Annotated in this window: 20 protein-coding genes and 4 pseudogenes; 21 read left to right on the top strand and 3 right to left on the bottom strand. The window is 51.8% G+C overall.

The annotated features are described in order from the left end of the window. Positions 1-23 precede the first annotated feature (23 nt). Together ATI45_RS02950 and ATI45_RS02945 are read right to left on the bottom strand one after the other, a co-directional pair. Positions 24-506, bottom strand: a complete 483-nt coding sequence (locus ATI45_RS02950) for a thioesterase domain-containing protein (RefSeq protein WP_098418203.1) — start codon at positions 504-506, stop codon at positions 24-26. A 128-nt stretch (positions 507-634) separates the two neighbouring features. Beyond that, the gene (locus tag ATI45_RS02945) at positions 635-2,302 is read right to left on the bottom strand and encodes an AMP-binding protein (RefSeq protein WP_098418202.1); all 1,668 of its coding nucleotides are present in this window, start codon (positions 2,300-2,302) and stop codon (positions 635-637) included. Positions 2,303-2,628: 326 nt separating this feature from the next. Between ATI45_RS02945 and ATI45_RS02935 the strand changes: the two genes are divergently transcribed. The 18 genes and pseudogenes from ATI45_RS02935 to ATI45_RS02855 all read left to right on the top strand — a co-directional run bounded on the left by ATI45_RS02935 (position 2,629) and on the right by ATI45_RS02855 (position 20,017). Next, a complete protein-coding gene (locus tag ATI45_RS02935) occupies positions 2,629-3,603 on the top strand; it encodes an ABC transporter substrate-binding protein (RefSeq protein WP_098418200.1) in 975 nt (324 codons plus the stop codon). A 69-nt stretch (positions 3,604-3,672) separates the two neighbouring features. Next, positions 3,673-4,575 (top strand): ABC transporter permease, encoded by a 903-nt coding sequence (locus ATI45_RS02930; RefSeq protein WP_098418199.1) that lies wholly within the window; start codon positions 3,673-3,675, stop codon positions 4,573-4,575. Between the two features lie 9 nt (positions 4,576-4,584). Then, positions 4,585-5,379 (top strand): ABC transporter ATP-binding protein, encoded by a 795-nt coding sequence (locus ATI45_RS02925; protein WP_098418198.1) that lies wholly within the window; start codon positions 4,585-4,587, stop codon positions 5,377-5,379. Between the two features lie 360 nt (positions 5,380-5,739). Next, a pseudogene (locus ATI45_RS23245) lies at positions 5,740-5,988 on the top strand (ribonucleoside-diphosphate reductase, adenosylcobalamin-dependent); the annotation flags it as partial. Beyond that, the gene (locus ATI45_RS02920) at positions 5,965-9,003 is read left to right on the top strand and encodes an LAGLIDADG family homing endonuclease (RefSeq protein WP_416376673.1); all 3,039 of its coding nucleotides are present in this window, start codon (positions 5,965-5,967) and stop codon (positions 9,001-9,003) included. The pseudogene ATI45_RS23245 and the gene ATI45_RS02920, both read left to right, overlap by 24 nt. A 27-nt stretch (positions 9,004-9,030) precedes the next feature. Next, positions 9,031-9,717 (top strand): NrdJb, encoded by a 687-nt coding sequence (locus ATI45_RS02915; RefSeq protein WP_098418196.1) that lies wholly within the window; start codon positions 9,031-9,033, stop codon positions 9,715-9,717. A gap of 289 nt (positions 9,718-10,006) precedes the next feature. After that, positions 10,007-10,684 carry an HAD family hydrolase gene (locus ATI45_RS02910; protein WP_098418195.1) on the top strand — a complete coding sequence of 226 codons (678 nt, stop codon included), beginning with the start codon at positions 10,007-10,009 and terminating at the stop codon, positions 10,682-10,684. A gap of 259 nt (positions 10,685-10,943) precedes the next feature. Beyond that, positions 10,944-12,131: a hypothetical protein gene (locus ATI45_RS02905; RefSeq protein ID WP_098418194.1), complete on the top strand. Its 1,188-nt coding sequence runs from the start codon at positions 10,944-10,946 to the stop codon at positions 12,129-12,131. 118 nt (positions 12,132-12,249) lie between these two features. Continuing rightward, a pseudogene (locus ATI45_RS02900) lies at positions 12,250-12,681 on the top strand (IS5 family transposase); the annotation flags it as partial. A gap of 83 nt (positions 12,682-12,764) precedes the next feature. Then, positions 12,765-13,085, top strand: coding sequence for an IS66 family insertion sequence element accessory protein TnpA (tnpA, locus tag ATI45_RS02895; RefSeq protein WP_098418107.1), 321 nt, complete (start codon positions 12,765-12,767; stop codon positions 13,083-13,085). Continuing rightward, on the top strand, positions 13,085-13,453 hold the full coding sequence (gene tnpB / locus ATI45_RS02890; protein WP_098418193.1) for an IS66 family insertion sequence element accessory protein TnpB: 369 nt from the start codon (positions 13,085-13,087) through the stop codon (positions 13,451-13,453). Before tnpA ends, tnpB begins: the two co-directional genes overlap by 1 nt. Positions 13,454-13,492: 39 nt before the next feature. Continuing rightward, on the top strand, positions 13,493-15,151 hold the full coding sequence (gene tnpC, locus ATI45_RS02885; protein WP_098418192.1) for an IS66 family transposase: 1,659 nt from the start codon (positions 13,493-13,495) through the stop codon (positions 15,149-15,151). Positions 15,152-15,189: 38 nt separating this feature from the next. After that, a pseudogene (locus ATI45_RS02880) lies at positions 15,190-15,510 on the top strand (transposase); the annotation flags it as partial. A gap of 56 nt (positions 15,511-15,566) precedes the next feature. Beyond that, positions 15,567-16,139, top strand: a complete 573-nt coding sequence (locus ATI45_RS02875; RefSeq protein ID WP_143751123.1) for a hypothetical protein — start codon at positions 15,567-15,569, stop codon at positions 16,137-16,139. Between the two features lie 101 nt (positions 16,140-16,240). Continuing rightward, complete coding sequence (locus tag ATI45_RS02870; RefSeq protein ID WP_098418190.1) at positions 16,241-16,612, top strand: TIR domain-containing protein; 372 nt, start codon at positions 16,241-16,243, stop codon at positions 16,610-16,612. After that, positions 16,612-17,598, top strand: a complete 987-nt coding sequence (locus ATI45_RS02865; protein ID WP_098418189.1) for a caspase family protein — start codon at positions 16,612-16,614, stop codon at positions 17,596-17,598. Before ATI45_RS02870 ends, ATI45_RS02865 begins: the two co-directional genes overlap by 1 nt. Positions 17,599-17,842: 244 nt before the next feature. Further along, on the top strand, positions 17,843-18,316 hold the full coding sequence (locus tag ATI45_RS02860) for a hypothetical protein (RefSeq protein WP_098418188.1): 474 nt from the start codon (positions 17,843-17,845) through the stop codon (positions 18,314-18,316). 84 nt (positions 18,317-18,400) lie between these two features. Further along, positions 18,401-20,017 (top strand): GIY-YIG nuclease family protein, encoded by a 1,617-nt coding sequence (locus ATI45_RS02855; RefSeq protein ID WP_179888377.1) that lies wholly within the window; start codon positions 18,401-18,403, stop codon positions 20,015-20,017. 284 nt (positions 20,018-20,301) lie between these two features. Here ATI45_RS02855 and ATI45_RS02850 read toward each other — a convergent pair whose 3' ends face one another. Further along, positions 20,302-21,597, bottom strand: coding sequence for an IS4 family transposase (locus ATI45_RS02850; protein WP_098418186.1), 1,296 nt, complete (start codon positions 21,595-21,597; stop codon positions 20,302-20,304). A gap of 989 nt (positions 21,598-22,586) precedes the next feature. Between ATI45_RS02850 and ATI45_RS02845 the strand changes: the two genes are divergently transcribed. The 3 genes and pseudogenes from ATI45_RS02845 to ATI45_RS02835 form a co-directional block, all read left to right on the top strand. Next, complete coding sequence (locus ATI45_RS02845) at positions 22,587-22,895, top strand: type II toxin-antitoxin system RelE/ParE family toxin (RefSeq protein ID WP_036186105.1); 309 nt, start codon at positions 22,587-22,589, stop codon at positions 22,893-22,895. Further along, a complete protein-coding gene (locus ATI45_RS02840; RefSeq protein WP_007352669.1) occupies positions 22,885-23,178 on the top strand; it encodes an addiction module antidote protein in 294 nt (97 codons plus the stop codon). Before ATI45_RS02845 ends, ATI45_RS02840 begins: the two co-directional genes overlap by 11 nt. Positions 23,179-24,148: 970 nt before the next feature. Next, positions 24,149-25,100, top strand: a pseudogene (locus tag ATI45_RS02835) (transposase); the annotation flags it as partial.

Genomic DNA, 25,100 nt, shown 5'->3' with positions numbered 1-25,100 from the left:
TCCTAAAAAGCTTTCAGCACGCGCTATCCGGCTCGCGAGCGCACGTCAGAAACCACAAAGCGCCCCCTAAAAACAGCCGCCGGCTCTTGCGGCGGTTCCAGCGAGGGGTCACCGCAAAAAATCTCAGCTGTTAGCTCCAGCCGGGCACGGCCGTGGCGGGCCAGGCTTTTTCGAAAGTGGTCCGGCATTTCGCCGTCTGGCAAACGGCATACGCTAAAAAAATCCCCGTCCACCGGCGACTTGTATTCGATCGTGCCCGTTTGTATCACCACCGTGCCTTCCAGCTGAAGATCAGCCAGCGCCAGCTCAGCAACGCTCCAGGCGGCCGATACGCCAACGCCGTAGAGGCTGCCACCAAAGCCCGTGCCCTGGTGATTACTGTTGGGTGCAAGCGGAGCGCTCAACAACAAGGCCGTGCCGTCCCACTCCAGCAATTGCAGGCCCATAGCCTTGGTTAATGGAATATTCTGGTTGATACGATTTTGAAACTGCGCGAGGCGCGACATGCCATGCTCCTGAAAACATAGTCCTGAAAAAAAACAGGGACACCCCTATAACGGCATACCCACAATAAACGTTGGTTTTTTACAGAAAAGCCCGGCAATGGCCGGGCTTCTCACAAAATCACGGGTGTTTAGTGCCAAACCACCGCTTTACGCTCGGCATACCAGCCTTCAACCTCGCTTTCGTAAGCCGCTTCAACCACGTTACGTTTAAGCTTGAGAGTAGGCGTCAGAAAACTGTTTTCGATTGACCACTCATCCGTAACCACCGCAATGAACGCCAGTTTCTCATGTGGGTCTACCGCACGATTTACCTGATCGCGCAGGCTGTTTAGTTCTGCTTCAACGGTTTTGCGCACTTCCGGGTCTGCCATCTGCGGCCGCAAATTTTCATTGAGCAGCACCAGTGCAAACGGATTGGTCTGATTGGCGCCGGAAACACACACCATCTCAATGTTTTGATTTGCCATCAGTCGGTTTTCCAAAGCCGCCGGGGCAATGTACTTGCCTTTACTGGTTTTGAACATCTCTTTGGTACGGCCGGTTAGTTTCAGGCGCCCCATCTCGTCCAGCTCGCCCTTATCACCGGTTTTCAAAAAGCCGTCTTCGCTCATGGTTTCGCGAGTGCGTTCTTCATCCTTGAAGTACCCCATCATGGTGGCCGGGCTTTTTATCAGTACTTCGCCGTTGTCATTGATGCGCACTTCCACACCGGGCAAGGCCTCGCCAACATAGCCAATTCGCGAGCGCCCCGGTTTGCTCATATGGGAATAGGCCAGGTTCTCGGACATGCCATAACCTTCCAGCAATTCCAGCCCAAGGTTGCGATACCAGCCCAGCACATCATTAGACAGCGGCGCAGACCCGCTGCCCGCCAATTTCACCTTACCAAGCCCCAGGCCATTGAGAATCTTTTTCTTAATGACACCGCTAACCAGTGGGATTTTTAACAGCAGGTTGAGTTTTTTCTGCGGCAGTTTCTTCAGTACGCCGTGCTGGAATTTCACCCACAGCCGGGGCACAGACAAAAACAGCGTGGGCTGCGCGCGTTGAACATCGGCCACGAAAGTATCCATGGATTCAGCAAAGAACAGTTGAAAGCCGTTATACAGCGAGCCGAACTCCACAAAAGCACGTTCAAACACGTGTGCCAGCGGCAGATAAGACAGCATGCGCTCGTTGGGTGAAAGCCCCAGAGTCTGAGTGACACCTTCAGCCGCAAACGCCATGTTCGCAAAGCTCAACATAACGCCTTTGGGCTGGCCGGTGCTGCCAGACGTATAGACCAGCGTTGCCAGTTCATCGGCTTCGCGCTTCACCTTGCCTTCCAGCGGCGCCGTGTCGCGAATAATGTCGTTCCAGGTCACAAAGCTCGTGGGCGGGCTGGATGGAAACGAAATGCAGTGCAGGGTTTCTGGCACACCGGGTTTCATCATGTCCCAGTCGTCCAGCTTGCCAACGAACAGCGCCTTGCACTCGGAGTGTTCAAGGATGTAGCCAACCGTGGTCGCGTTCAGCGTCGGGTAAATGGGCACAGACACGTAACCCGACATCCAGATTGCCCAGTCTGCCATCACCCAGTGGGCACAATTTTTCGAAATCAGTCCAATACTGCTGCCCGCGGGCAAATCCAGCGATTTCAGGTACGCAGCCATGCGCCGGGCCTCGTCGGCTGCACGGCGCCAGGTAAACTCGTCAACCTGGCCGTTTCCTGTCGGCTGGGTCAAGTATAAGGAGTCCCCTATGGTGGCCTCCCAGTGGTAAATCATGTCCAGAGGTAACTTATTCGTTGTTTTCATTGGATACCCTGCTCATTCAGTCCGATTGGAAAGCAGCCTTCTAAACCTTGGCAGTAAGCGCTTATTGGTCTGTATATCACGATGACACATTACACCGACCCACGGTGTCTTAAAATATGTGAGTTAAACATAAAATGCCATCAATATCCGCAATCGCCTGCCGGCCTTGTAACGCCCGCCAGACCAAGGCAAAATCACGCCGGGCCCCCAACCCCGCAAGCGCAAATCCTGTGGTAAACTCCCGCTCCGTGTAAATGATCAAAAAAAGTACATGAACAGCGAAAATAACCAACATAACATCAGTTAACCGACTCGGAGATGGTTGTATGGCCAAGAGAATGTTACGCACCCTGATTGGTGCATCCGTGCTTGCCGCTGCCAGTTTTGTTCAGGCCGCAGAGCTCCCTGTTGTTGCTATTACCCAGATTGTAGAACATCCCGCTCTGGACTCGGTCTATGAGGGCATAAAAGATGAACTGGCAGAGCGCGGCTATGTAGACGGCGACAACATTCGCATCATCCACGAAAGCGCTCAGGGCAACAGCGGCATTGCCGCCCAGATTGCGCGTAAATTTGTGGGTGAAAGCCCGGCTGTTATCGTCGCCATCGCCACGCCGTCTGCGCAAACCGTTGCGGCCGCAGCCCGGGATATTCCGGTTGTATTTTCAGCGGTAACCGATCCACTAGGCGCCAAGCTGGTGATATCACTGGATGCACCCGGCGCCAACATCACCGGCGTATCGGACATGCTGCCCATCGAGAAGCATCTGGATTTGCTACAGCGCCTGGTACCAAACGCCAAGCGTATTGGCACGGTTTACAACCCGGGTGAAGCCAACGCCGTAGCCCTGGTAGACATGATTGAAGAAAGCATGAAAGCCCGCGACATGGTGCTGGTAAGAGCTGCCGCGACCAAAACCTCCGAAGTGCTGGGAGCATCCCGTTCACTGGTGGGCAAGGCAGATGCCATCTACCTGACCACGGATAACACCGTCATCAGCGCAGCAGAAGCCGTAATTTCTGTGGGTGAACGCTCGAAAATTCCAGTATTCGCCGCTGACACCGCCACGGTTTCCCGCGGAGCAGCTGCCGCGCTGGGCTTCAATTATTACGATCACGGCCGCCAGACCGGTGCCATGGTGGTACGCATTCTGGAAGGTGCTAACACCGCCGATATGCCGGTAGAAACCATGGACACCCTGGACCTGTTTGTAAACCCGGAAGCCGCCGAACGCATGGGCATGACCATTGCCGATGACATTATTGCGGAAGCCAAAGAAGTGGTTTCCAACGCCAAGTAAAGCCTGACTTACACGGGCAGGCGGTAACCAATCCGACCTGTCCGTTTTCTTTTACAGCGAACCTTATTCATGCTCAGTAACATTGCCTTTTATGGCGCATTAGAAACCGGCCTGATATACGGCCTGGTTGCCTTCGGAATCTACCTGTCATTCCGTGTTCTGGACTTCCCCGACTTAACCGTAGACGGCAGTTTCCCCCTTGGCGCCGCCGTGGCCGCCATGCTGATTATTGCCGGCTGGAACCCCTGGCTGGCAACCGGTGCCGCGATACTGGCCGGCATGGCCGCCGGTGCCGTAACCGCCCTACTCAACGTAAAGCTGAAAATTCTGAACCTGTTGGCGTCTATTCTGACCATGACTGCGCTCTATTCGATCAACCTGCGCATTATGGGCCGCCCCAACGTGGCACTGTTGATGGAAGACACCGTGCTGACCCCCTGGTACAACTTGGGGCTTGAATATCATCAGGTATCGGTGTTGCTGTTCACCCTCGTTATCGGTGTCGCGCTGTTTCTACTTTGGCGTTTCATGAAATCTGAAATCGGACTGGCCATGCGCGCCACCGGTGCTAACGCCCGTATGGCTCGGGCTCAGGGCATCGCCACTGGTGGCATGATTATACTAGGTGTCGCGGTATCTAACGGCCTGGTGGGCCTGGCCGGCGCACTGTTCGCCCAAAGCCAGGGCGCAGCCGACGTCACCATGGGCGTGGGCGTTATTGTGATCGGCCTGGCATCGCTGATTGGCGGTGAAGCGGTTATTACGCCCACCAGCGTGTTTCGGGCGTTGCTGGCCTGCGTGGTCGGCGCCATCATTTACCGCCTGGCCATCGCCTTCGCACTGAACGCCGATGTACTGGGCCTGAAAGCGCAAGACCTGAACCTGATTACCGCCGTCCTGGTCACCCTGGCCATTGTTCTGCCCGGTGTCCGCGTGTCACTGGTGAACAAATTCAAACGCAGAAAGGCCTGAGGAGGCACCATGATTACCGCAACAGACCTCCGGCTGACCTTCGGCGAAGGCACCCCATTGGAAAACCCGGCCCTGCGTGGCATGAGCCTGACCGTCAACCAGGGCGAATTTGTTACCGTTATCGGCAGTAACGGCGCTGGCAAGTCCACCTTTTTGAACGCCCTGGCCGGCGAAGTACTGGTCGACAGTGGCAAAATTCTTGTCGATAACATCGACGTAACCAAGCTGCCCACCCACAAGCGCACCGGTCGCGTAGCACGGGTATTCCAAGACCCTTTAGCAGGAACCTGTGAAGACCTGTCGATTGAAGAAAACCTGGCCTTGGCCATCAAGCGCGGCAAACACCGCAGCCTGGGCACTGCGGTGAAAAAACAGTATCGGGAACACTTTCGCTCCAGCCTGGCCACTCTGGGTTTGGGCCTGGAAAACCGCCTGACCGATAAAATGGGCCTTCTCTCTGGCGGCCAACGCCAAGCCGTTAGCCTGCTGATGGCAAGCCTTACCCCGTCAAGCATTCTGCTGCTAGACGAGCATACCGCCGCGCTGGACCCGAAAACCGCGTCCTTCGTGCTGGAACTGACCCAAAACATCATCGCTGAACAAAAACTCACGGCGCTGATGGTCACCCACAGCATGAAGCAGGCGCTGGAAGTAGGCACCCGCACCGTCATGCTGCACCAGGGCGAAGTGGTGTTCGACATTGCCGGCAAAGACCGCGAAGGGCTGGAAGTAAAAGACCTTCTCAACCTGTTTGAACAACAGCGCGGTCTGACCGTAGACGACGACAGCCTGCTGCTGAGCTAAACCCTGTCACACGGCGGTTATCTGGAAAAAGATACACCCGCCCCAACACATTGAAGCCCTTTGGTTTTCAGTTTGTTGCGATTTTGCAAGCGCTTTTCCATTGATTTTAACCGTCATATTAGCCCGGGCCATAGCCGGGCTTTTCTTTTAAAAACACTACATCCTGTTATACTCACGCTCACTTAGACCTATATATAGTTCTACGCACTAATCTGGTAGAGAAATAAATACGTAAACACACGCAAATTTCCAGTCAGGCGCCTAGCACGAGCGCCTGGCCAAAGTACTGATAAAGCACTGACATGGCGCACCGCACGCGGCGACGCTTTTTTTCCCGACACACACAGTTCGAGGGCGGCAATGAACGCTAAAGCACAGGCATTAGTCACAACCATTCCGATGCAAGACGCATCACTCGACATCTGGAACAGCAAGTACCAGTTGAAAACCAAAACCGGCGACGCCGTCGACAAAGACATTCTGGCCACCTACGAGCGCGTAGCCCGCGCCCTGTCTGACGTCGAAAATAAAGACGTGCGCGCCAAGCACTACAAAGACTTTGCCTGGGCCCTGAAACACGGCGCCATTCCTGCCGGCCGCATTATTTCCAACGCTGGCGCACAGGCTCACAAGCCTGCCACCTCTACCATCAACTGCACCGTTAGTGGCAACATTAACGACTCCATGAACGACATCCTGGGGAAAAACCACGAAGCAGGCCTGACCCTCAAAGCCGGCTGTGGTATCGGTTATGAATTTTCTACCCTGCGCCCCCGCGGTGCCTACGTAGCCGGCGCCGGTGCCATGACATCCGGCCCGCTGTCGTTCATGGATATCTTCGACCGCATGTGCTTTACCGTGTCATCAGCCGGTGGCCGTCGCGGTGCGCAAATGGCCACGTTTGACGTTCACCATCCAGACGTCATCGACTTCATTCAAGCCAAGCGTGAAGATGGCCGCCTGCGCCAGTTCAACCTGTCGCTGCTGATCACCGAAGACTTCATCAACGCCGTACGTAACGACGCCGACTGGAGCCTGTCCTTCCCGGTGACCGATAAAGAAGTAGAAGAAGAAGACCTGGACCTGACCGACTCGGCCAAATTTGTATACCGTGACTTTCCAGTAGTAAAAGACTACGTGATGAACGCCGAAGGCAAAGTAGCCTGCCGCATTTACCGCACCCTGAAAGCCCAGTTCATCTGGGACACCATCATGACCTCCACCTACGACTACGCCGAGCCAGGTTTCATCCTGATCGACAAAGTAAACCAGATGAACAACAACTGGTTCTGCGAGGACATTCGTGCCACCAACCCGTGCGTGACCAGTGACACCTGGGTTCAGACCAGCCAAGGCCCGCGCCAGGTCAGCGAGTTGATTGGCAAGCCCTTCACCGCCATGGTGGACGGTCAGGCCCACGAATCCGGCGCCGAAGGCTTCTTCAAAACCGCCGACAAAGAAACGATGGTGCTGAAAACTGCAGAAGGCTACGAACTCAAGCTGACAGCTGATCACCGTGTGCGCCGCGTGAGTGCTTTCACCCGCTATCGCACAGAAACCGAATGGTGTGCCGCTGGTGAACTACAACAGGGCGACCGCGTACTCCTTCAAGATCAGCGTAAGCTGGCCGACTGGGAAGGCACCCTGAATGAAGACCAAGGCTATTTACTGGGCTTGCTGGTCGGTGACGGCACTCTGAAGCAAGACAAAGCCGTTCTGTCGGTATGGCAACCCGCCATCGCCGTTAACGGCGGCCCGGCAGCCACCGGCCACAGCGCCATCATGCAGGCAGCTGAAACAGCCCTACGCAGCCTGCCCCACCGTGCCGATTTTAACGGCTGGCAGCAAGTCAGCGGCCGTAACGAATACCGCATGAGCACCGCTGCCCTGAAACAGCTTGCACACGACGTGGGCATGAGCCCGGGTAATAAGATTATTACCGCAAGTCTTGAAAAAGCATCTTCAGCGGCTTATCGCGGCTTCCTGCGGGGCTTTTTCGACGCCGACGGTTCTGTACAGGGCACCCAACAAAAAGGCGTGAGTGTTCGCCTGGCACAGTCTGACCTGCAAAGATTGAAGGCAACCCAGCGCATGCTGTTACGCCTTGGCATCGTTGCCAGCATTTACGAAGACCGGCGCGCCGCCTCAACCGCTACCCTGCCGAACGGCAAAGGCGGACAACAGGCTTACCCCACCCAGCCCCAGCACGAACTGATCATAAGCGGAGAGAACCTTCGCCGCTTTTCTGATGAAGTGGGTTTTGCCGACACCGACAAACAGAGTCAGCTTGAAACGTCACTATCCAGCTACAAGCGGCAAATGAATCGTGAGCGCTTCGTAGCCCGCGTTACTGCTATAGAAACAGCGTCTGTCGAAGCCGTTTACGACGTGCAGGTTCCCGGTATCAATACCTTCGATGCCAACGGTTTTCACGCCCACAACTGCGGTGAACAACCCCTGCCCCCTTACGGCAGCTGCCTGCTGGGCTCGGTGAACCTGACTATGTTCGTGGACTACCCGTTCACCGACAAAGCCAGTTTCAACTATGAGAAGTACAAAAAAGTTGTCGGCATCTTCACCCGCATGCTAGACAACGTGGTGGAAATCAACGGCCTGCCACTGGCACAGCAACGCCACGAAATCACCTACAAGCGCCGCCACGGTATGGGCATCTTAGGTCTGGGTTCTACCCTCGCCATGCTGCGTATGCCTTACGGTTCTGAAGAATCCGTGGTGTTCACCGAAGACGTCGTACGTGAAATGGCCGTAGAAGGCTGGCGCCAGTCCCTGGCCTTGGGCGAGGAAAAAGGCGCGGCGCCGATTATGGACGACGAGTTCGAAATCACCCCGAAAATGCTGGGCAAATGCCCGCAGCTGAAAGCCGACGGCTACAACCTGGGCGACAAGCTCAAGGGCCGCGTGCTGCACGCCAAGTACAGCCGCTATATGCAGCGCATCGCCGAAGTAGAGCCAGAACTGATAGCCCAGCTGGCCGAGAAAGGTGGCCGCTTTACCCACCACACCTCCATCGCGCCCACCGGCACTATCAGCCTGTCACTGGCCAACAACGCCAGTAACGGCATAGAGCCAAGCTTCTCGCACCATTACGCCCGCAACATCATTCGCGAAGGCCGTAAAACCAAAGAGAAAGTCGACGTGTTCTCCTTCGAGTTGCTGGCCTACCGCCACCTGAGCAACCCGGGCGCCATGCCGTTCTCGGACGACGCTGATAAAAAACTGCCGGATTACTTCACCACCTCAGATGACGTAACCCCGGCCCAGCACGTAGACATCCAGGCCGCAGCCCAGTTGTGGATAGACTCGTCTATCTCCAAAACCGCCAACGTGCCCACAGACTTCCCCTACAAAAACTTCAAAGACATTTACATGTACGCCTTCGACAAAGGCCTGAAAGGTTGCACCACCTTCCGCTTCAACGCAGAAGCCTTCCAGGGCGTTCTGGTTAAAGAATCCGATTTGGAAAACACCGTCTACGAATTCACCCTGGACGATGGCACCAAAGTAAAACTGAAAGGTAACGAACAGGTCGATTACGACGGCGAAATACACTCCGCCGCCAACCTGTTTGATGCATTGAAAGAAGGCACTTACGGAAAGTATTGATCCGAGAACCGACACAGGAATACAGACATGCCAGTAAAAATTAGCAACAAAATCGTCGGTTATCGGGTAACCAAAGCCGACGAAAACAACCAGCCCGCGCCGACTGTAGAAAGCACGCTCGTTAAGATGAACGAATACATCGAGCGGCCAGAGTTTTTGTTGGGCACCACCTACAAAATCAAACCGCCGGTGGCGGAGCACGCAATGTACATTACCATTAATGACATTCTGCTGAACCAAGACACCGACCACGAAAGCCGTCAGCCCTACGAAGTGTTCATCAACTCCAAGTCGATGGAGCACTTCCAGTGGGTTATCGCCCTCACCCGCGTCATCTCTGCGGTATTCCGCAAAGGCGGCGACCTGACCTTCCTGGTGGAAGAACTGCGCTCGGTATACGACCCCAACGGCGGCTACTTCAAAAAAGGTGGCGTGTTCATGCCCTCACTGGTCGCCGAAATTGGCGCCGTGATTGAAAAGCACCTGAAGGCCGTCGGCCTGCTGGAAAGCGAAGAAATGAGCGAAAACACCAAACGCATCCTCGCTGAAAAGCGGGCTGATTTTGAAGCCAATCAGAGCAAAGCCACCAACGACGACAAGTCCGGTGACTTCCCACCCAACGCCACCACGTGTGGCAAGTGCAGCACCAAAGCGGTGATTGTGATGGATGGCTGTGCGACTTGTTTGAATTGTGGCGACAGTAAGTGTGGTTGAGTTGATAGATTGGTGAAATGATAAAAAGGCCCGGGGTTTTGCTTCGGGCCTTTTTTTTGGATGGTGGCCGAGTACTTTTGGTAATCGCGTGGCAGCTTCGTTATTGCGTTGTGATATTACGAATTTTGACGACGTTAGGCTGGTATTTTGCTGTTTTTGGGCTAGTTTTATGAGTGAATCGCCTAGAAGCTGCGTAATCGTGATGGGTGAAAACGAAGATGTCAGATTATTCAATTATGAAGGGCGCTGTCCAATACGCTGTTAAACCCCACATAGGACCCTCCGCAGTATGTCTATTCAAGCTGTGCTCTTCGATCACGACGGAACACTTGTCAACTCCGAACCGGTTCACCTAGGACTTTGGAATTCGGTTCTTAGTACATACGGGTTTCAGTTGTCCGATCAACAGTACAAGGACTTGTATGCTGGCGTTCCGACTCCCGCGAATGCATCCGACTTGGTCAGTAGGTTTGGCCTCCCGACCGATGCCATCGCCCTTGTGGAAGCGAAGAACCTTGAAACCGCGCGGTATCTTAAGCGGCAATCTTTTCCTTTGATGCCAGGCGTTGCCCAAACAATTTCGTCTTTCCATCGACTAGGCTTAAAACTCGGCGTTGTCACCGGAGCGAGCGCGAATGGCGTGCGTGTAACGTTACGTGCCAACGAGTTCGAGCCACTATTTAGTCTTACTGTTTCAGGCGACGATGTGCTCAAAAGCAAACCTGAACCAGATTGCTATCTGCTGGCTCTTGAGCGCCTTTCTCTGAAGCCAGAAGACTGTGTAGCGATCGAGGATACGGAGCATGGACTGCGCGCAGCGGCGATGGCCGGCATCAGATGCCTTGCCATTCCTACCGAAATGTCTAGGCATCACGATTTCTCTTTAGCCTCAGCGGTTTTGCCAAATATGAATGCCGCATGTGATTATATCCAAAGGGTCTACTTGGATAGTGCACGTGGGGCTTAACCAATCGCTCAAGTACGTTCCCGGCCTGGCGGCCGTCCACCGGACGGCTTTTAGCCGCCGCTTATCTCAGCGTTGAGGCTGTAGAAAAAGGTCGAAGACAATTCTCGATCTGGAATTGGTTAATAAACGATCTAAAAATAGCGCCTATTCTTAAAATCTGGGGACTTATCATCGAAAGCACACCCAGATTTCACGTAGGAGCGCCATCAAAAAAGTCTCGAGGGTTTTTCTACAGCCTCGTTAGATTCCAGAGCAGATTATGAGAATCGATTTTACTAAACCAACAAAAACAATACTAGCTGGCAGAGCCGGCTATCAGTGTAGTCACCCTGATTGCGACATGATTACTATTGGTCCTGGAGATAAATATGACCAACTAAGTAGTGTAGGTGAGGCAGCTCATATATATAGTGCGGCAGAAAACGGCCCTAGAGGGCAGGATGGATTGGATGAAGAAGATCTTAAGTCCGTAAATAATGGAATTTGGATGTGTAAAACACATGCAAGATTAATCGATACAAATAAAGGTGATGGGTTTAGTGCAACACAATTGATCTCGTGGAAGCAACTTCATGAAGAGGCAATAAAACGAAAGCAAGGGAGAATCCATCGAAATATAGGCTGGGCTTCAAGAATTAGAATCATCAATAGCCCTGTATTTAAAGATGATACAGAAATAAATTTAGGTAAGGTTACCCTCATTGAAAGCAGTAAAAATGGCGCAGGTAAAACTGCCATCTGCGAGTGGTTATCGGTTCTTGGCTCTGAGCAAAGCCCTCAGCGCTGGATACCTTCTAGAAAAAGTGATACTCGATATAGTATTAATACTTTTATGCCAGAAAAGCATGAGGTTAATGTATCGATAGAGTCAGATAGATACAAAATCGATATTGATGGTGTGGACTCTCCATTTTGCGGGCTTCCATTCAAAACCTTCTTTTTCAATAGTGATATTTTTAAAGTTGAAGGAAAGCAAGATATGAAGGAGTCTGAGTATTTGTGTCAGGCTCTAGATGTTGATATTTTTACGCTTGTCAAGCTGTTTAATAGGGTTGGCCTAAGTGAGTATTCGTTCATAAAAAAGGTCGCTTTAAATGAAGAATCCTGTGATTTAAATGACGTCGAGTGCACAATAAAAGGCAGAGATTTTTCATTAGTATTCAATGGCTTGTCTGGTGGAGAATCTAATGCTCTACAATTTGAGCTGCTTATTGCCAAAATACAAGCATATGCGGAGTATTCCCCTTTAATTCTCTTTATAGAGTCCGCTGAAACGTCATTCGATAACCAAATGATTTCCCATTATCTTGATTTTATGAATTCAAGCGAGGTTAGTTTTCAAACAGTGGTAACATCGTTGTCTGGGTCTATCAGAAAACCCAGTATAGGTATAGCTCACTTTATTCTAAATGGAGAGCATAGTAACGTAGAAGTGAGCCAAGTATGAATCTAACAAACGCGTCAATTAGGACGCTAGGGTCTGTTGACAATTGCTCGTAAGTCTTTGAAAGGTAAGAGCAAGCTCGTATAATGAAGTTCCGAAACAACAATCATACGAGCCCGCAATGCCCAGATACATGCTCACAGAGGAGCTGTGGTCCAAGCTAAGAGAAATACTGCTTCAATTCAGTCTGTATAACAAGGCAGGTCTGCGCAAAACAGTCGAAGGCATTCTGTTCAGAATGCGGACCGGCGTGCCCTGGAGAGATCTGCCAGACCATTTCGGCAGATGGAATTCTGTCTACAAAGCGTTCAATTACTGGTCGAAAAAAGGCCTCTGGAAAAAGCTCTTCAACGTGCTGAAAGCAGACTCCGATCTGGAATGGGTCTTCATTGATGGCAGCTATGTGAAAGCACACCAGCACAGTGCCGGAGCCGCAGGTGGCTACGACGAGAATATCGGTAAAAGCAGGGCTGGCAACACCTCCAAGGTGCATCTGGCGGTGAATGCTTACGGCCTGCCAGAGGCATTCACCATTACAGGTGGTCACATCAATGTAAGCGCCAATAAATCAGCACCTACATTTCGGCTCGCCGATTGCACACACTGACTTCCTCACCCATTCCATGAGGAATCAGCATGACCCCAACCGAACGAGCACACGTCTGGCAGCAGCATATTACTGACTGGGAAGTCTCCGGCGTGTCCGGCAGCGCTTACTGCAAGCAGCAGTCATTGGTTTATCATCAATTCGTTTACTGGCGCCGGAAGCTGGCCCCGACTGAAGACTCTCTGGAGCAGGCGCAAACGGTCACCGGGTTCGCTCGGGTCGTTTCTGTTCCTGGCGCTACCATCGGCGGAGCCGATGGCCTGACCGTGACACTGCCCGGTGGTGTCTCCATCACCGGGCTGCACACCGGCAACATCGAGTTGCTCGGCGCTGTTCTGAGACAGCTGTGATGCGCCACCGATATTTACGCCCGTCCTTGTCGTTACCAGAGATTTATCTGTACCGAGCCCCCGTGGATTTCCGTAAGCAGGCCAATAGTCTGGCAGTCTTGGTTGAACAGGAACTGGGCCACAATCCGTTTACCGGAGCGCTTTACGCCTTCACCAACCGGCATCGAAACAAGATCAAGTGCCTGATGTGGGAAGACAACGGTTTTGTGCTCTATTATAAGGCGTTGGCGGAGGAGAAATTCAAGTGGCCGAAGGCCTCAGATGAGCTGATGCCACTGACGGGCGAGCAGATCAACTGGTTGCTGGACGGCTACGACATTGCCTTGTTAAAAGGGCACAAAACACTGCATTATGAGGCTGTTAATTAGCCCTTTTTTCGTGCTTTAGAGCGTTGTTTTTGCTATACTTTGTTCATGAGATTAAAGCCTGAATCACCTTCAAAAACACCCGATATCAGCGGCCTTTCGGCCGCCGAATTGCTGTCGGTTGTCGAAGGTCTTCAGCAGGAACTGGCGGCCAAGAGCGCTGAAATCCAACAGCGCGATCACGCTCTTGCGCAAGGCGCCCAAGCGGTCAAACAACGCGATCACACCATTCAGATTCTCGAAGAACTGCTGCGTTGGAAACGGATTCAGCAGTTCGGCGCCAGCAGTGAGAAGTCCGCACACCAGATTCATCTGTTTGACGAAGCCGAGCTGGAAGTTGAGATTGATGCCCTGCGCGATCAGTTACCAGACGATGTCAAAGAAGAAGAGGCACCACCGGCTTCCCGTAAACGTCGGCAGCGTGGATTCTCGGAGACACTGCTGCGCGAGCGCATCGAACTGACCCTCAGCGACGAAGAAAAAGTGGGCGCCAGCAAGACCTTTTTTACCAAGGTTAAGGAAGAGCTTCAGTTCATCCCGGCGCAGTTGAAAGTTCTGGAATACTGGCAGGAAAAAGCGGTGTTCGAACAGGATGGTGAGGAACGCATCCTGGCAGCCATCCGCCCCGTCCACCCTTTAGGTAAGTGCACAGCCACCACCTCGTTGCTGGCGTACATCATTACCTCGAAATACGCCGATGGCCTGCCTCTGTATCGTCTGGAACACATGCTCAAACGCCTGGGGCATGAGATCAGCCGCACCAGCATGGCACACTGGGTTATCCGTCTGGATGACGTGTTCAAACCGCTGATCAACCTGATGCGCGAAGTGCAGAACAGCGGTGATTATTTGCAAGCCGACGAATCCCGAATGGTCGTTTTAAAAGAAAACGGTAAAACGGCGCAGTCTGATAAATGGATGTGGCTGACCCGCGGTGGCCCGCCAGGGCAACCGTCGGTTCTGTTTGAATACGACCCCTCACGGGCGGGCAAAGTGCCGGTGCGTCTGCTTGACGACTTTAAGGGCATCCTGCAAGCCGATGGCTACTCAGGTTACGGCAAGGTGTGTCGGAATAACGGCATCACCCGGATCGGCTGTTGGGATCACGCCCGACGTAAGTTCGTGGAGGCCACCAAAGCGGCCAAGCCTCAAGGTAAAGGCAAACCCACGAACGTGTCCAAAGCCGATGTGGCTCTGAGCCACATCAACAAGCTTTACGCTATCGAACGCAAGATCAAAGCGTTGAGTGTGGCCGAGCGTTACCGCATTCGTCAGGAACTGAGTGTACCCAGACTGAAAACACTGAAGACCTGGCTGGAGGCCAACGCTGGCAAAGTCGCAAAGGGCACCCTGACACGAACCGCGATGGATTATACGTTGAACCAGTGGCCCACCTTGGTGGGTTACTGCGAACGGGGCGACCTACAGATCAGCAACGTGCTGGCCGAAAACGCCATCCGTCCATTTGCAGTTGGCCGAAAAGCATGGCTTTTTGCAGATACCTCCCAGGGCGCCCGTGCCAGTGCCACGTGTTATTCCCTAGTCGAAACCGCTAAAGCGAACAAACTGGAACCGTCGGTTTATATCCAGCATGTTCTGGAGCGCATTGCCGACGCTGACACGTTGGAGAAGCTGGAAGCACTGCTGCCATGGAACGTCAAACTAGAGCGAGTCTCAAAAAAAGCGCCGCAGTTCGACTGAGGGCAAGTGGGTCGGTTTAAGGGCGCTTACTTTACAGCAATGACTGCACTGAAGCGCCAACACTCATCGAAAAAATTGACGCTGCGCAGGTGCTGATAGCGGATAAAGGCTACGACAGCCAGATAATACGTGACAAGGGAGAAGCCCTCGGAATGAGCGTTATTATTCCCAGAAGGAAAAACTCGATAAAGGGAAACAAGGGGCTCGACCGGCATTTGTATAAGCTCAGACATCTGGTCGAGAATGCGTTTGCCAGACTCAAGCATTATCGGGCCGTCGCCACCCGATATGACAAACTGACTCGTAACTATGAGAGCATTGTGTCATTGGCTTGTGCATTTCTCTGGCTGCCGATGTGAATTGTCAACAGACCCTAGTAAACTCGCGCCTATTACGCGGGCATTAGGCAGGAAAAGTGAGATCAACCGTGTTCTACCAATATGATGACGAGCAACATGAGAAAAAGGCGCAAGAAGTTCTCGCTGGTTTGGGAGAGTTCGTTGTAGCCTTCGAACGTGTCTGTGCAGAGATGAGAAGCTGTATCTTTTGCATATTTCGCAGGGAAGGTCTTAACAATCAAGGATTGGTTCAGGTATCTATTAACAAGGCCGCAGCCGAAGGGCTTCGAGCTACATTAGGCGGGGTTTTTTCGGAATTAAAAGACCAAAATGAAGCCGACAAGCAGCAAGTCAAGGAGCTTCTAAAGCGAATCGATAAGCTCGGTTCTACACGGAATGAGCTTTTGCACGCGGAGTGGTTTTTAAATTACGACTATGAAAACGCTGGCGATGAGTTCACGGCATTGGCGTTGAAAAGTAACACCTCACAAAATCAAGGTGCCTATGGCATAAAGGTACCAGTCACTAAGGATTCTTTGTCATCTCATGTGCGGGAAGCTACGGAGATATTGGTTCTGCTGAGAAGATTAGCTATTTGTATGAATCAAAAGGGATTCATAGTGAATGAGATGTTGTCCAAGCCACTGTGAATCCGGCTGGCCTAACCAGTGGCTGTTATCGGATGCACCTACGCTGCGCTCCGGTGCGCCGCAAAGCCAAGCGCTATGCCTAAACCAAAAGGAGGCCTAAAATGGCCAATAAGAAAACAATCTTCATTGCCTTTGCGATAGAGGATGAAAAAATTCGCAACATGATCAAGGGCCAATCGTTGAATACAAACTCGTCGTTCGAGTATGTAGATATGTCGGTTAAAGAAGCCTACGAAAGTGAATGGAAGAAGAAAGTTCGGACTCGAATTCTTCGATCGGACGGGGTTCTTGTAATTGCCAGCCAAAACTCCCCCAAATCAAGTGGTCAAAAATGGGAGATTCTATGCGCCCAGGAAGAAAAAAAGAAAGTTCGCGGGATTTGGGCCTACAAAGGTGACCGCACGGATATAGCTGGCGTAAACACTATGGTGTGGACTTGGGATAACATTGCCAAATGGATTGATAGCCTCTAATGCGTAAGGCTCTTGTTGTTGGAATCAATCATTACAGCAACGTATCACCACTGTTTGGTTGCGTTAACGACTCGTTTTCAGTCAAGGCAATGCTAGAACGACACGCTGATGGTTCGGTCAATTTTGCTGTTAAACATCTCACTGCTACAGGGCCCAGTGATTTGTGCGACCGAGACCAACTGCGAGAGGCAATCGAAAGCCTTTTTACAGGAGATGGTGAGATCTCAATTCTATATTTCGCTGGCCATGGTCACATCGAAGCTACCGGTGGTTATCTTTGTTCTTCAGACGTTAAATCTGGTAATGATGGCGTACCGTTGGCTGAAATTATGACAATGGCAAACCAATCGAGAATTCAAAACCGGGTGATTATCCTCGACAGTTGTCACAGTGGTGTTGCAGGAGGCAGTGCACTGCAGCAAAAAATAGCTGAAATTAGCGATGGAGTAACCATACTCACTGCCTCGACCGCAGAGCAATATGCAACCGAAGAAAATGGCGCAGGCGTTTTCACCAACCTGTTGATTGACGCGCTTAGCGGTGCAGCAGGAAACCTAGTTGGCGATGTAACGCCAGGAGGGGTATATGCGCATGTAGATCAGTCACTTGGCCCGTGGGCGCAACGGCCCGTTTTTAAAACCAACGTGAACCGTTTTGTATCCCTTAGAAAAGTCCAACCGCCTCTGGAACTTACTGATCTTCGCCGAATATCAGCGCTATTTCCAACCTCAGGTCACCACTTCCAGCTTGCTCCCACCTACGAACCCGAACGTCACGAATCTTGGGCCCAAGATCCTCAAGGCGTACCGGCACCGATTTCGGAGCATAACGAGATCTTTAGCGTGTTACAGAAATACAACCGGGTGGGACTGGTAGTGCCAGAAGATGCGCCTCATATGTGGCATGCGGCCATGGAGAGCAAAACAGTTCGCCTTACTGTACTTGGAGAGCACTACCGGCAACTGGCGGAGAAGGGACTTATATAAACAGTTCTATTATCTAATTTTAGACTAAAGAGCTGGCTTAACAAGTGGCTGTTGTCAGGAAATTTTGCACCGTTATGCGGATCCAAAATTGCCGTAAAGTTTCACGTTAAGTACACGAAAATTAAATTGGAGATATGCATGGCAAGCGATAAAGACAAGAAGGGTTCTGGAGGCCAGAAAGGAGATAATGACGGTAAAAGAGGCGGGAAAGATAGAGTAATCAAACGCCCGGGAGACAATATCCATGGGAACAATAACAATAACAACACTAACAGCACTGGCCCCAGATCTCCCAGCAATGGAAAGCAATAGTCATGAATCTTTCTGGCTACAGAGAAACCTATTACGCGGGTTTACTGGCTCAGTTAGCGCTGTTACGAGACAGGCGGCGTTTGCAGGCATTGCACTTGTTTGGATATTCAACAGTAAGGCCTACGAGGCTATATCGCTGCCACAGGAGCTATTGTGGCCTACGCTGTTTTTTGTTGCCTGTCTGGCATGCGATCTTCTTCAATACATCTATTCGGCCGCAATATGGGGCTTTTATCACAGGCATCTGGAGAAGAATGGAGTCAAGGAAGACGAAGAAATAACGGCGCCAAAATATTTTAATTGGCCAGGAATAGGGCTTTTTTGGGGCAAGCATGTATTTGTCTTGCTTGGATATTATGGGCTACTGAGTTATCTACTCGTCGCCATCAAATTTGGCAGTACATAACAATGTGGTCAACGGGACGCCTACTGCGCTGCGCCCAAGAGTCGCTCATTACCACTGGCGTTATGAGTCTAAATGGAGAACTCTGTGCATCACGATAGAATGAAAGAAATTGGGCAAGTTGCAATTCCTCGTGAAGGTACTCCTGAGTGGCATATATTACAAAGTCAAATTAAGAGAAATGAGAATAACCCATTAGTAAAAGAGTATACGAAAAAACTGTTCAATGAAGCTGTGGCTACCTGCGAAGTACAAGAGTTGAATGGAGCAGGCTTACCTGCTGATAGTTTGTTACGAGAGTATAATACCGAATATAATAATAGGGTTTTTAACCACTCTTTACATCAACTCCCCAGTTCATTTAATGTAGTTGAAGCCTTCAACACATTCATTCCACCTTCGGCAACCTTTAGTATTAATAAAGAAATAGACTGTATATTTTCTTTTGATGATTTTCTTGATTTTGTAACTTCTGAAGATTGCCCTGAAGATACAGATAATTTAAGTGAATTTTTTGAAGAAGGTACCGTTTATTCTTTTAATTCTGTAGATGAACCCTCTAATTCATTATTTTCTACCGCGGCTGCTGATCAGTTTGGTATTTTATCTATCTCATTGGTTAAGCATAAGAGTGAAGTTTCAGTTGTAATGCTTGCTGGTCAGAAATGTGACCTAGATGAAAAAACCAAATCCCTAGACATTGATATGTCTAAAGGACAGATGTTTAACGGAATAATGCCCGATGATTCCTTGAAAGTTGAAGCAGTTCCTTTGCTACCAAATAGTGATTTATGGAGAACTATAGTCTTGGTGCGCTTTGATCTTGATACATCGACTATTGATGCTCGATATATATACCAAGATGCGGGGCGAAGCTTTACAGGTTTCAGTGATGATATAAATTGCTTCCTAGATCACAAAGGGAACTTTCATTCAAAAGAACTTGAAGATTCATTTAAAACTCAAAATACTAAAATCGAAGAATACGCTTCATTATTTGAATTGTGTAAAACAGCATTGTTCCTCCCTGTGTTTAGGGGAAAATATGAAGATACTATTTCTATCGAGAGGCACCCAACTAAGTTTGGAGAAAAAAGAAACAGACCTAGTTTTACAAAAACTAATAAATTAGCAAAAATTGATTTGAAGATAGCTTTTAGGAATGTTGAAAATATCCAGCCAATTAACCGTACACCGCCTTCTCGCAGGGAGTTTACAGCTCCAGACTTGAAAGTTGAAACATCAGGTTATTGGAAAAAATTAGAATTTCAATCTAAAGGTGAAGACAAGAACAGTTCACCAATTCAAGGACGTACGTGGGTAAGTAAAACATTGGAGTGGAAAGAAGCATCTAATAAGCCTATTTCAGTTAAGGTCGTATCAAGCTCATCTAATACAGAAAATGAAGGGTACATATATGTAATGCGCTCTGCCGCGCATGATAAAAATGTCTTCAAAGTGGGCTTAACTAGAAGAGCCCCCGAAGAACGATCTAAAGAGCTCTCACGCAGCACCAGCTCACCAGATCACTTTCACGTAATGGAAGAATGGGATGTAGAAGACTGTGTTCTCGCAGAAAAACTTATTCATGAAAAACTAAGTGAGTTCAGAGTTAACCCTAAGCGAGAATACTTTAAAGCACCTTATAAAGAAATTTTTAAAGTCATTGATGAAGTCATTGATAGTTTAAGAAACGACTCATAATCGGGTAGCCGGGGGTATCTAACCCCCAATGTCATCAACTTAAGCCCCATAAGTCCATTATGATCCTCTGAGTCACCAAGATTGCCAATCGTGAGACAGCCTATTATTGAATCGACAGGCGATTAAAATCAGAGCCTAACCCGAAATCAGCGCCAAAGATTGTCAATGGTGTATTTGCCGGTGTGTCAGAGCGGTTTAAGCGTTATTCAGGGCGAGAACCATTCGACCGGTGGCCGGCACAGTCTGTCAGGAAGTCTTGTTATACGCCGCCGGGGTGGTGTCGGTCAGCGAGTCGGCTTGTACCCTTCACAGCCTTTGGTGGCCAGTCGTTTTCGGCGTCGTGGGCTACTTCGCCCGGGACGCACTGCACTCAAGCTGTTACCCAACAGGCGCCACAGGTTATCCAGGGCCTCACAGCTGGGCCTCACCAGAAGGGCAACGAGGGTATGCTTCAGGCGAGACACGCCCTGGGTGAAGTTAGCCTTCCAGGCCAGTTTCCGGTGTGCGGTTTTGCGCTCAATGTCGGGCTGCTGTAGGGCCTGCATCAGCAGGGCCAGGTTCTTGAGCAGTTGGCAGGCGTGGATGTCCTGCTGTACGGCACAGACCGTCCGGCCACTGACGTTTTCCAGGCTCAGGGTTTGCTTAAGCCGGCGGTAGTCGGTCTCGATGCCCCAGCGCCGTTGGTACAGGTCGGCAAAGAGCTCGGCGGGGAAGGCCCCGGTGTCCAGGAGTGAGGTGGCCAGCACTTCCGTTTCCCCGGTGGGCAGCGTCACCCGGATCAACCGGATCTGGAGGGCCGTGTCCGGATCAACGCCGGACTGCCTACAGACCTGTCGGGATAACCCGTGCCGGCACGTCATCGAGACGGTGTCGTCGTCTTTTCCAGAATCCACAAACGCGCGGACTTCTCGGGAATGGGTCAGTGTCAGGCGCATCAGGAATTGCTGTTGACAGCGCTGTAGCTCGGCAAAGAGCCAGTGCGCGGGATAGCCCCGATCAAACAGAATCAGACTGTGGTCAGGAGCATGCTTCAGGTGCATGCTGGCACAGCCCCGCTCATCCACATCCGGCGTGATCAGGAGGGTGTGCAGAGTCTGATTGGACAGCAGGTCTTGCAGGACCGACACTCGGGCCACCGGCAACCCGTTGTGGGTACCAAAGTGCTTGGCCAGTGGGTCTTCCAGCGGCAAGTGCATGCTGGAGCCGTCCACGGCCAGCAGGCGCAGGCCCTGCCAGGTCTTGTGCAGCCCCAGCTCATCCATCTGGGCCTGCAGGGCGCTGTTGAGAGCCTCAAAAACTGACGCGCTGAGCTTCTGGCGGGCTTTGCTGAAGGCTTGGGCGGTGACCACCTGGGTTTCAAAGGTCGAGCCATTGAGCGCCTGAAAGAAGGCATCCAGTTCGGTTTGCAGGGCGCTTTTGGGCTGATTCAGCAGAAACAGGATCAGATTGCGGAAGGTCAGATGGCGTTTGCGGGTAAAGTGCTTCGGATGGGTGCGATGCTGGGCAATAAACTCGGGGCAGCTCAGTAAGCTGGTTATTTTATGTACAATTTTCGGAAAGAATGTCGGTTGGGTTGTCAAACGTTGTTTTTTTATTGTGCTCCATAGGGCATTTCCTCGTTGATGGTTGAGCTCTAATTATATGATATTTTTGGGGAAATGTCTTAAGTTGATGACATTGATCTAACCCCCAGCCCCCACAACACCCTGCACCGATGCGTCGGACCGGCGGATCCGCACAGGGCGTTTCCCGAAAACGTTCAGAGTAAGATGGCCGATTACCTCCTCCTACCCCAATGATGGCTTCTGATTTTGCGCCAACGTTCCTCAGTCCGGTCGGACATGGAATCGTTGAGCTGCACAGGCTCCTCATTGATTTTCGGGTTCAGGCCTTCACCCTGTCCCAACCATTACGATGGGCGTTTGGCTACTATGCCGTCTGCTGACTTCTGCTCAATCACCGGCGGGGTTACCCCTATCGGCGCTATCGGTGTCCACCTTGTTCGCTCGCAACCGCCGATGGCAACGGCTGCGCCCAGGCTTGATCGACCAGTGGCCTGACTGGTAATTGACCGATCGCTCGTTGAGCAGATCCCGAAGCGTCGGACCGCCCCAAATAAGAACATGCACTGTCACTGCGCAACTGCATCATTTACGGTGGCCGTCAGATCACGCGGCTTCGCGGGAGGCCGCCCCGTCGGCTTGTGCCAACTCGCCTCCGGCCTACGCCTCATATGATGTTCTTGTTCATCAGCTCGCAGCTTTGCTAGCGGCTTACTTCCGGCCGGCGTTCCGGAGACGGCGCCTCGCGGGGGTTGGCCCTTGCCATTCGCTAGTGGTTAGCGTTCAATCGGTAAAACCGGCTGAACGGTGATCTTCCCACAGGGGACTTTCACCCCATTAGTTCATGCCCATGCTGGGCGTACACCGTACACAAGCGGCTGTTGTCGGACGCGCCTACGCTGCGCTCCGGCACGCCGCAAAGCCGAGCGTTAGACGGCTATCCACACTCTTACCTTCAGGCCTAAGAATTGGCTTGCAAAACGTATCCCATGAGATACAATGCCCAAATGAAAAGGATTCAGACCACCACCCAGTTCACGAAATGGCTGGACCGCTTAAAGGACATTAGCGGTCGTGCCCGAATACAGACGCGCATCCAGCGCTTGGCCTTGGGTAATCCGGGCAAGCATCGGAATCTCAAGCATGGCGTGTCGGAGCTGAAAATCGACTTGGGGCCTGGATATCGGGTTTATTACACAGACTGGGACGACGTGCTGATTGTCCTGCTCTGTGGCGGGGATAAGTCTAGCCAAGCTGATGATATTGAACTGGCCTATGAATTAGTAAAGGGCTTGGAGTTAGGCAATGACAATTAAACTTCATGACTATGATGTGGCAATGCACCTTCGTACGACCGAAGAGATGGCTGCATATCTGGAGGCGGCTATTGAAGAAAGCGACGGAGATGCTGCTTTTATCGCAATGGCGCTCGGAGATATTGCGCGGGCCAAAGGTATGGCTGAACTGGCGCGGGAAACGGGACTAGGGCGTGAAAGTTTATACAAAGCGCTGTCGGCTGAAGGCAACCCGCAGCTAAGTACCGTGCTGAAAGTTGCTAAGGCGCTAGGGTTGCAACTCCATGTCAAGCCAGCAGCGTAGGCTCCACTTCCATTATAAAACACAGACGTCTAATCGGGTAGCCGAGGGTTTTTAACCCTCAGCCCCCACAACACCCTGCACCGATGCGTCGGACCGGCGGATCCGCACAGGGCGTTTCCCGAAAACGTTCAGAGTAAGATGGCCGATTACCTCCTCCTACCCCAATGATGGCTTCTGATTTTGCGCCAACGTTCCTCAGTCCGGTCGGACATGGAATCGTTGAGCTGCACAGGCTCCTCATTGATTTTCGGGTTCAGGCCTTCACCCTGTCCCAACCATTACGATGGGCGTTTGGCTACTATGCCGTCTGCTGACTTCTGCGCAATCACCGGCGGGGTTACCCCTATCGGCGCTATCGGTGTCCACCTTGTTCGCTCGCAACCGCCGATGGCAACGGCTGCGCCCAGGCTTGATCGACCAGTGGCCTGACTGGTAATTGACCGATCGCTCGTTGAGCAGATCCCGATGCGTCGGACCGCCCCAGATAAGAGCATGAACTTTCACCGCACAACTGCATCATTTACGGTGGCCGTCAGATCACGCGGCTTCGCGGGAGGCCGCCCCGTCGGCTTTTGCCAACTCGCCTCCGGCCTACGCCTCATATGATGTTCTTGTTCATCAGCTCGCAGCTTTGCTAGCGGCTTACTTCCGGCCGGCGTTCCGGAGACGGCGCCTCGCGGGTTGGCCCTTGCCATTCGCTAGTGGTTAGCGTTCAATCGAGTAAAACCGGCTGAACGGTGACCTTCCCACAGGGGACTTTCACCCCATTAGTTCATGCCCATGCTGGGCGTACACAAGTGCAAGCAATCTGACACTTTAGTCTTGTCGCTGTTTTTGCAAAAATAAAAGCCGGCAAAAACAGCGCCAATCCTAAGTGCAGTTGTTGCAGGCGTTGAGGCTGTCGCTGTAGAAAAACCCCAAGTCGGACCGATTTTGGTAGTATTGAGAAAACAGACAGGGAGCCGTCGGTATGCCTCGTTTCAAGCACTACAACTACGACCAAGATACGATGGTCGTCATCAACTACCGAGAACAACTCCAGCCCGGCACTTTTGAACACGCCGTTCATTACCTGATTGAGCACAAGCTGGATCTGACGGTTTTTCACCCGAAATATCGCAACGACGACACCGGCCGCTTGGCCTACGATCCGGCCATCTTGCTGAAGATCATACTGTTTGCTTATTCCAAAGGCATCACCTCCAGCCGCGAGATCCAGTGGTGCTGCGAGACCAACATCATCTTTAAAGCACTGCCCTGCGATACCGTCCCGCACTTCACCACCTTGGCTAAGTTCGTTAGCCAGCACGCCGATGAGATTGAAGAACTGTTCGAGCAAGTACTGCTGGTGTGTCATGAGCAGGGTCTTTTGGGCAACGAACTGTTTGCCATCGACGGCTGCAAGATGTCGTCAGACGCGGCGAAGGAATGGTCTGGTACCTTTAAAGAGCTGGGCGAGAAACGGGACAAGCTGAAACGGTTGATTCGCCATCACCTGCATGAACACCACGAGCGGGATGAGGCCGAAACCGAAGCGGAACTGGACCGAGATATTCGACGGGCGAAAACCGTGCTCTCTCTGGATGAGTCCATGAAAAAAGTGGACCACTTCCTAAAGACGAACAGCCCAAGGATGGGCCAGGGAAAACGGCCCAAAGAAGTGAAGAGCAACATCACCGATAACGAAAGCGGCAAGATGACCACCAGCAAAGGCACGATCCAGGGCTATAACGGCGTGGCGACGGTGGATAAAAAACACCAGGTCATCATCGATGCGCAGGCATTCGGTGAAGGCCAGGAACATCACACGTTAAAGCCGGTGTTGGAGACGGTTCAGCGTCGTTTTAAAAAGCTCGGCATTGCCGACAACATCTATCAAACCGGCGCGATCGTGACCGCCGACACCGGCTTCGCCAACGACA

This window comes from Marinobacter sp. LV10MA510-1 (assembly GCF_002563885.1).
Lineage (GTDB): Bacteria > Pseudomonadota > Gammaproteobacteria > Pseudomonadales > Oleiphilaceae > Marinobacter.
Note: the sequence above shows the minus strand (reverse complement) of the source record. Positions and strands in the feature narration are given on the sequence as shown.

Coding starts and splice junctions, on each gene's coding strand:
- ATI45_RS02925 (WP_098418198.1), top strand. CDS start 4,585: ATGATTACCGCAACAGACCTCCGGCTGACCTTCGGCGAAGGCACCCCA.
- ATI45_RS02865 (WP_098418189.1), top strand. CDS start 16,612: ATGCGTAAGGCTCTTGTTGTTGGAATCAATCATTACAGCAACGTATCA.
- tnpA (WP_098418107.1), top strand. CDS start 12,765: ATGACCCCAACCGAACGAGCACACGTCTGGCAGCAGCATATTACTGAC.
- ATI45_RS02840 (WP_007352669.1), top strand. CDS start 22,885: ATGACAATTAAACTTCATGACTATGATGTGGCAATGCACCTTCGTACG.
- ATI45_RS02870 (WP_098418190.1), top strand. CDS start 16,241: ATGGCCAATAAGAAAACAATCTTCATTGCCTTTGCGATAGAGGATGAA.
- ATI45_RS02930 (WP_098418199.1), top strand. CDS start 3,673: ATGCTCAGTAACATTGCCTTTTATGGCGCATTAGAAACCGGCCTGATA.
- ATI45_RS02910 (WP_098418195.1), top strand. CDS start 10,007: ATGTCTATTCAAGCTGTGCTCTTCGATCACGACGGAACACTTGTCAAC.
- ATI45_RS02945 (WP_098418202.1), bottom strand. CDS start 2,302: ATGAAAACAACGAATAAGTTACCTCTGGACATGATTTACCACTGGGAG.
- ATI45_RS02905 (WP_098418194.1), top strand. CDS start 10,944: ATGAGAATCGATTTTACTAAACCAACAAAAACAATACTAGCTGGCAGA.
- tnpB (WP_098418193.1), top strand. CDS start 13,085: ATGCGCCACCGATATTTACGCCCGTCCTTGTCGTTACCAGAGATTTAT.
- ATI45_RS02935 (WP_098418200.1), top strand. CDS start 2,629: ATGGCCAAGAGAATGTTACGCACCCTGATTGGTGCATCCGTGCTTGCC.
- ATI45_RS02860 (WP_098418188.1), top strand. CDS start 17,843: ATGGGAACAATAACAATAACAACACTAACAGCACTGGCCCCAGATCTC.
- ATI45_RS02915 (WP_098418196.1), top strand. CDS start 9,031: ATGCCAGTAAAAATTAGCAACAAAATCGTCGGTTATCGGGTAACCAAA.
- ATI45_RS02950 (WP_098418203.1), bottom strand. CDS start 506: ATGTCGCGCCTCGCGCAGTTTCAAAATCGTATCAACCAGAATATTCCA.
- ATI45_RS02845 (WP_036186105.1), top strand. CDS start 22,587: ATGAAAAGGATTCAGACCACCACCCAGTTCACGAAATGGCTGGACCGC.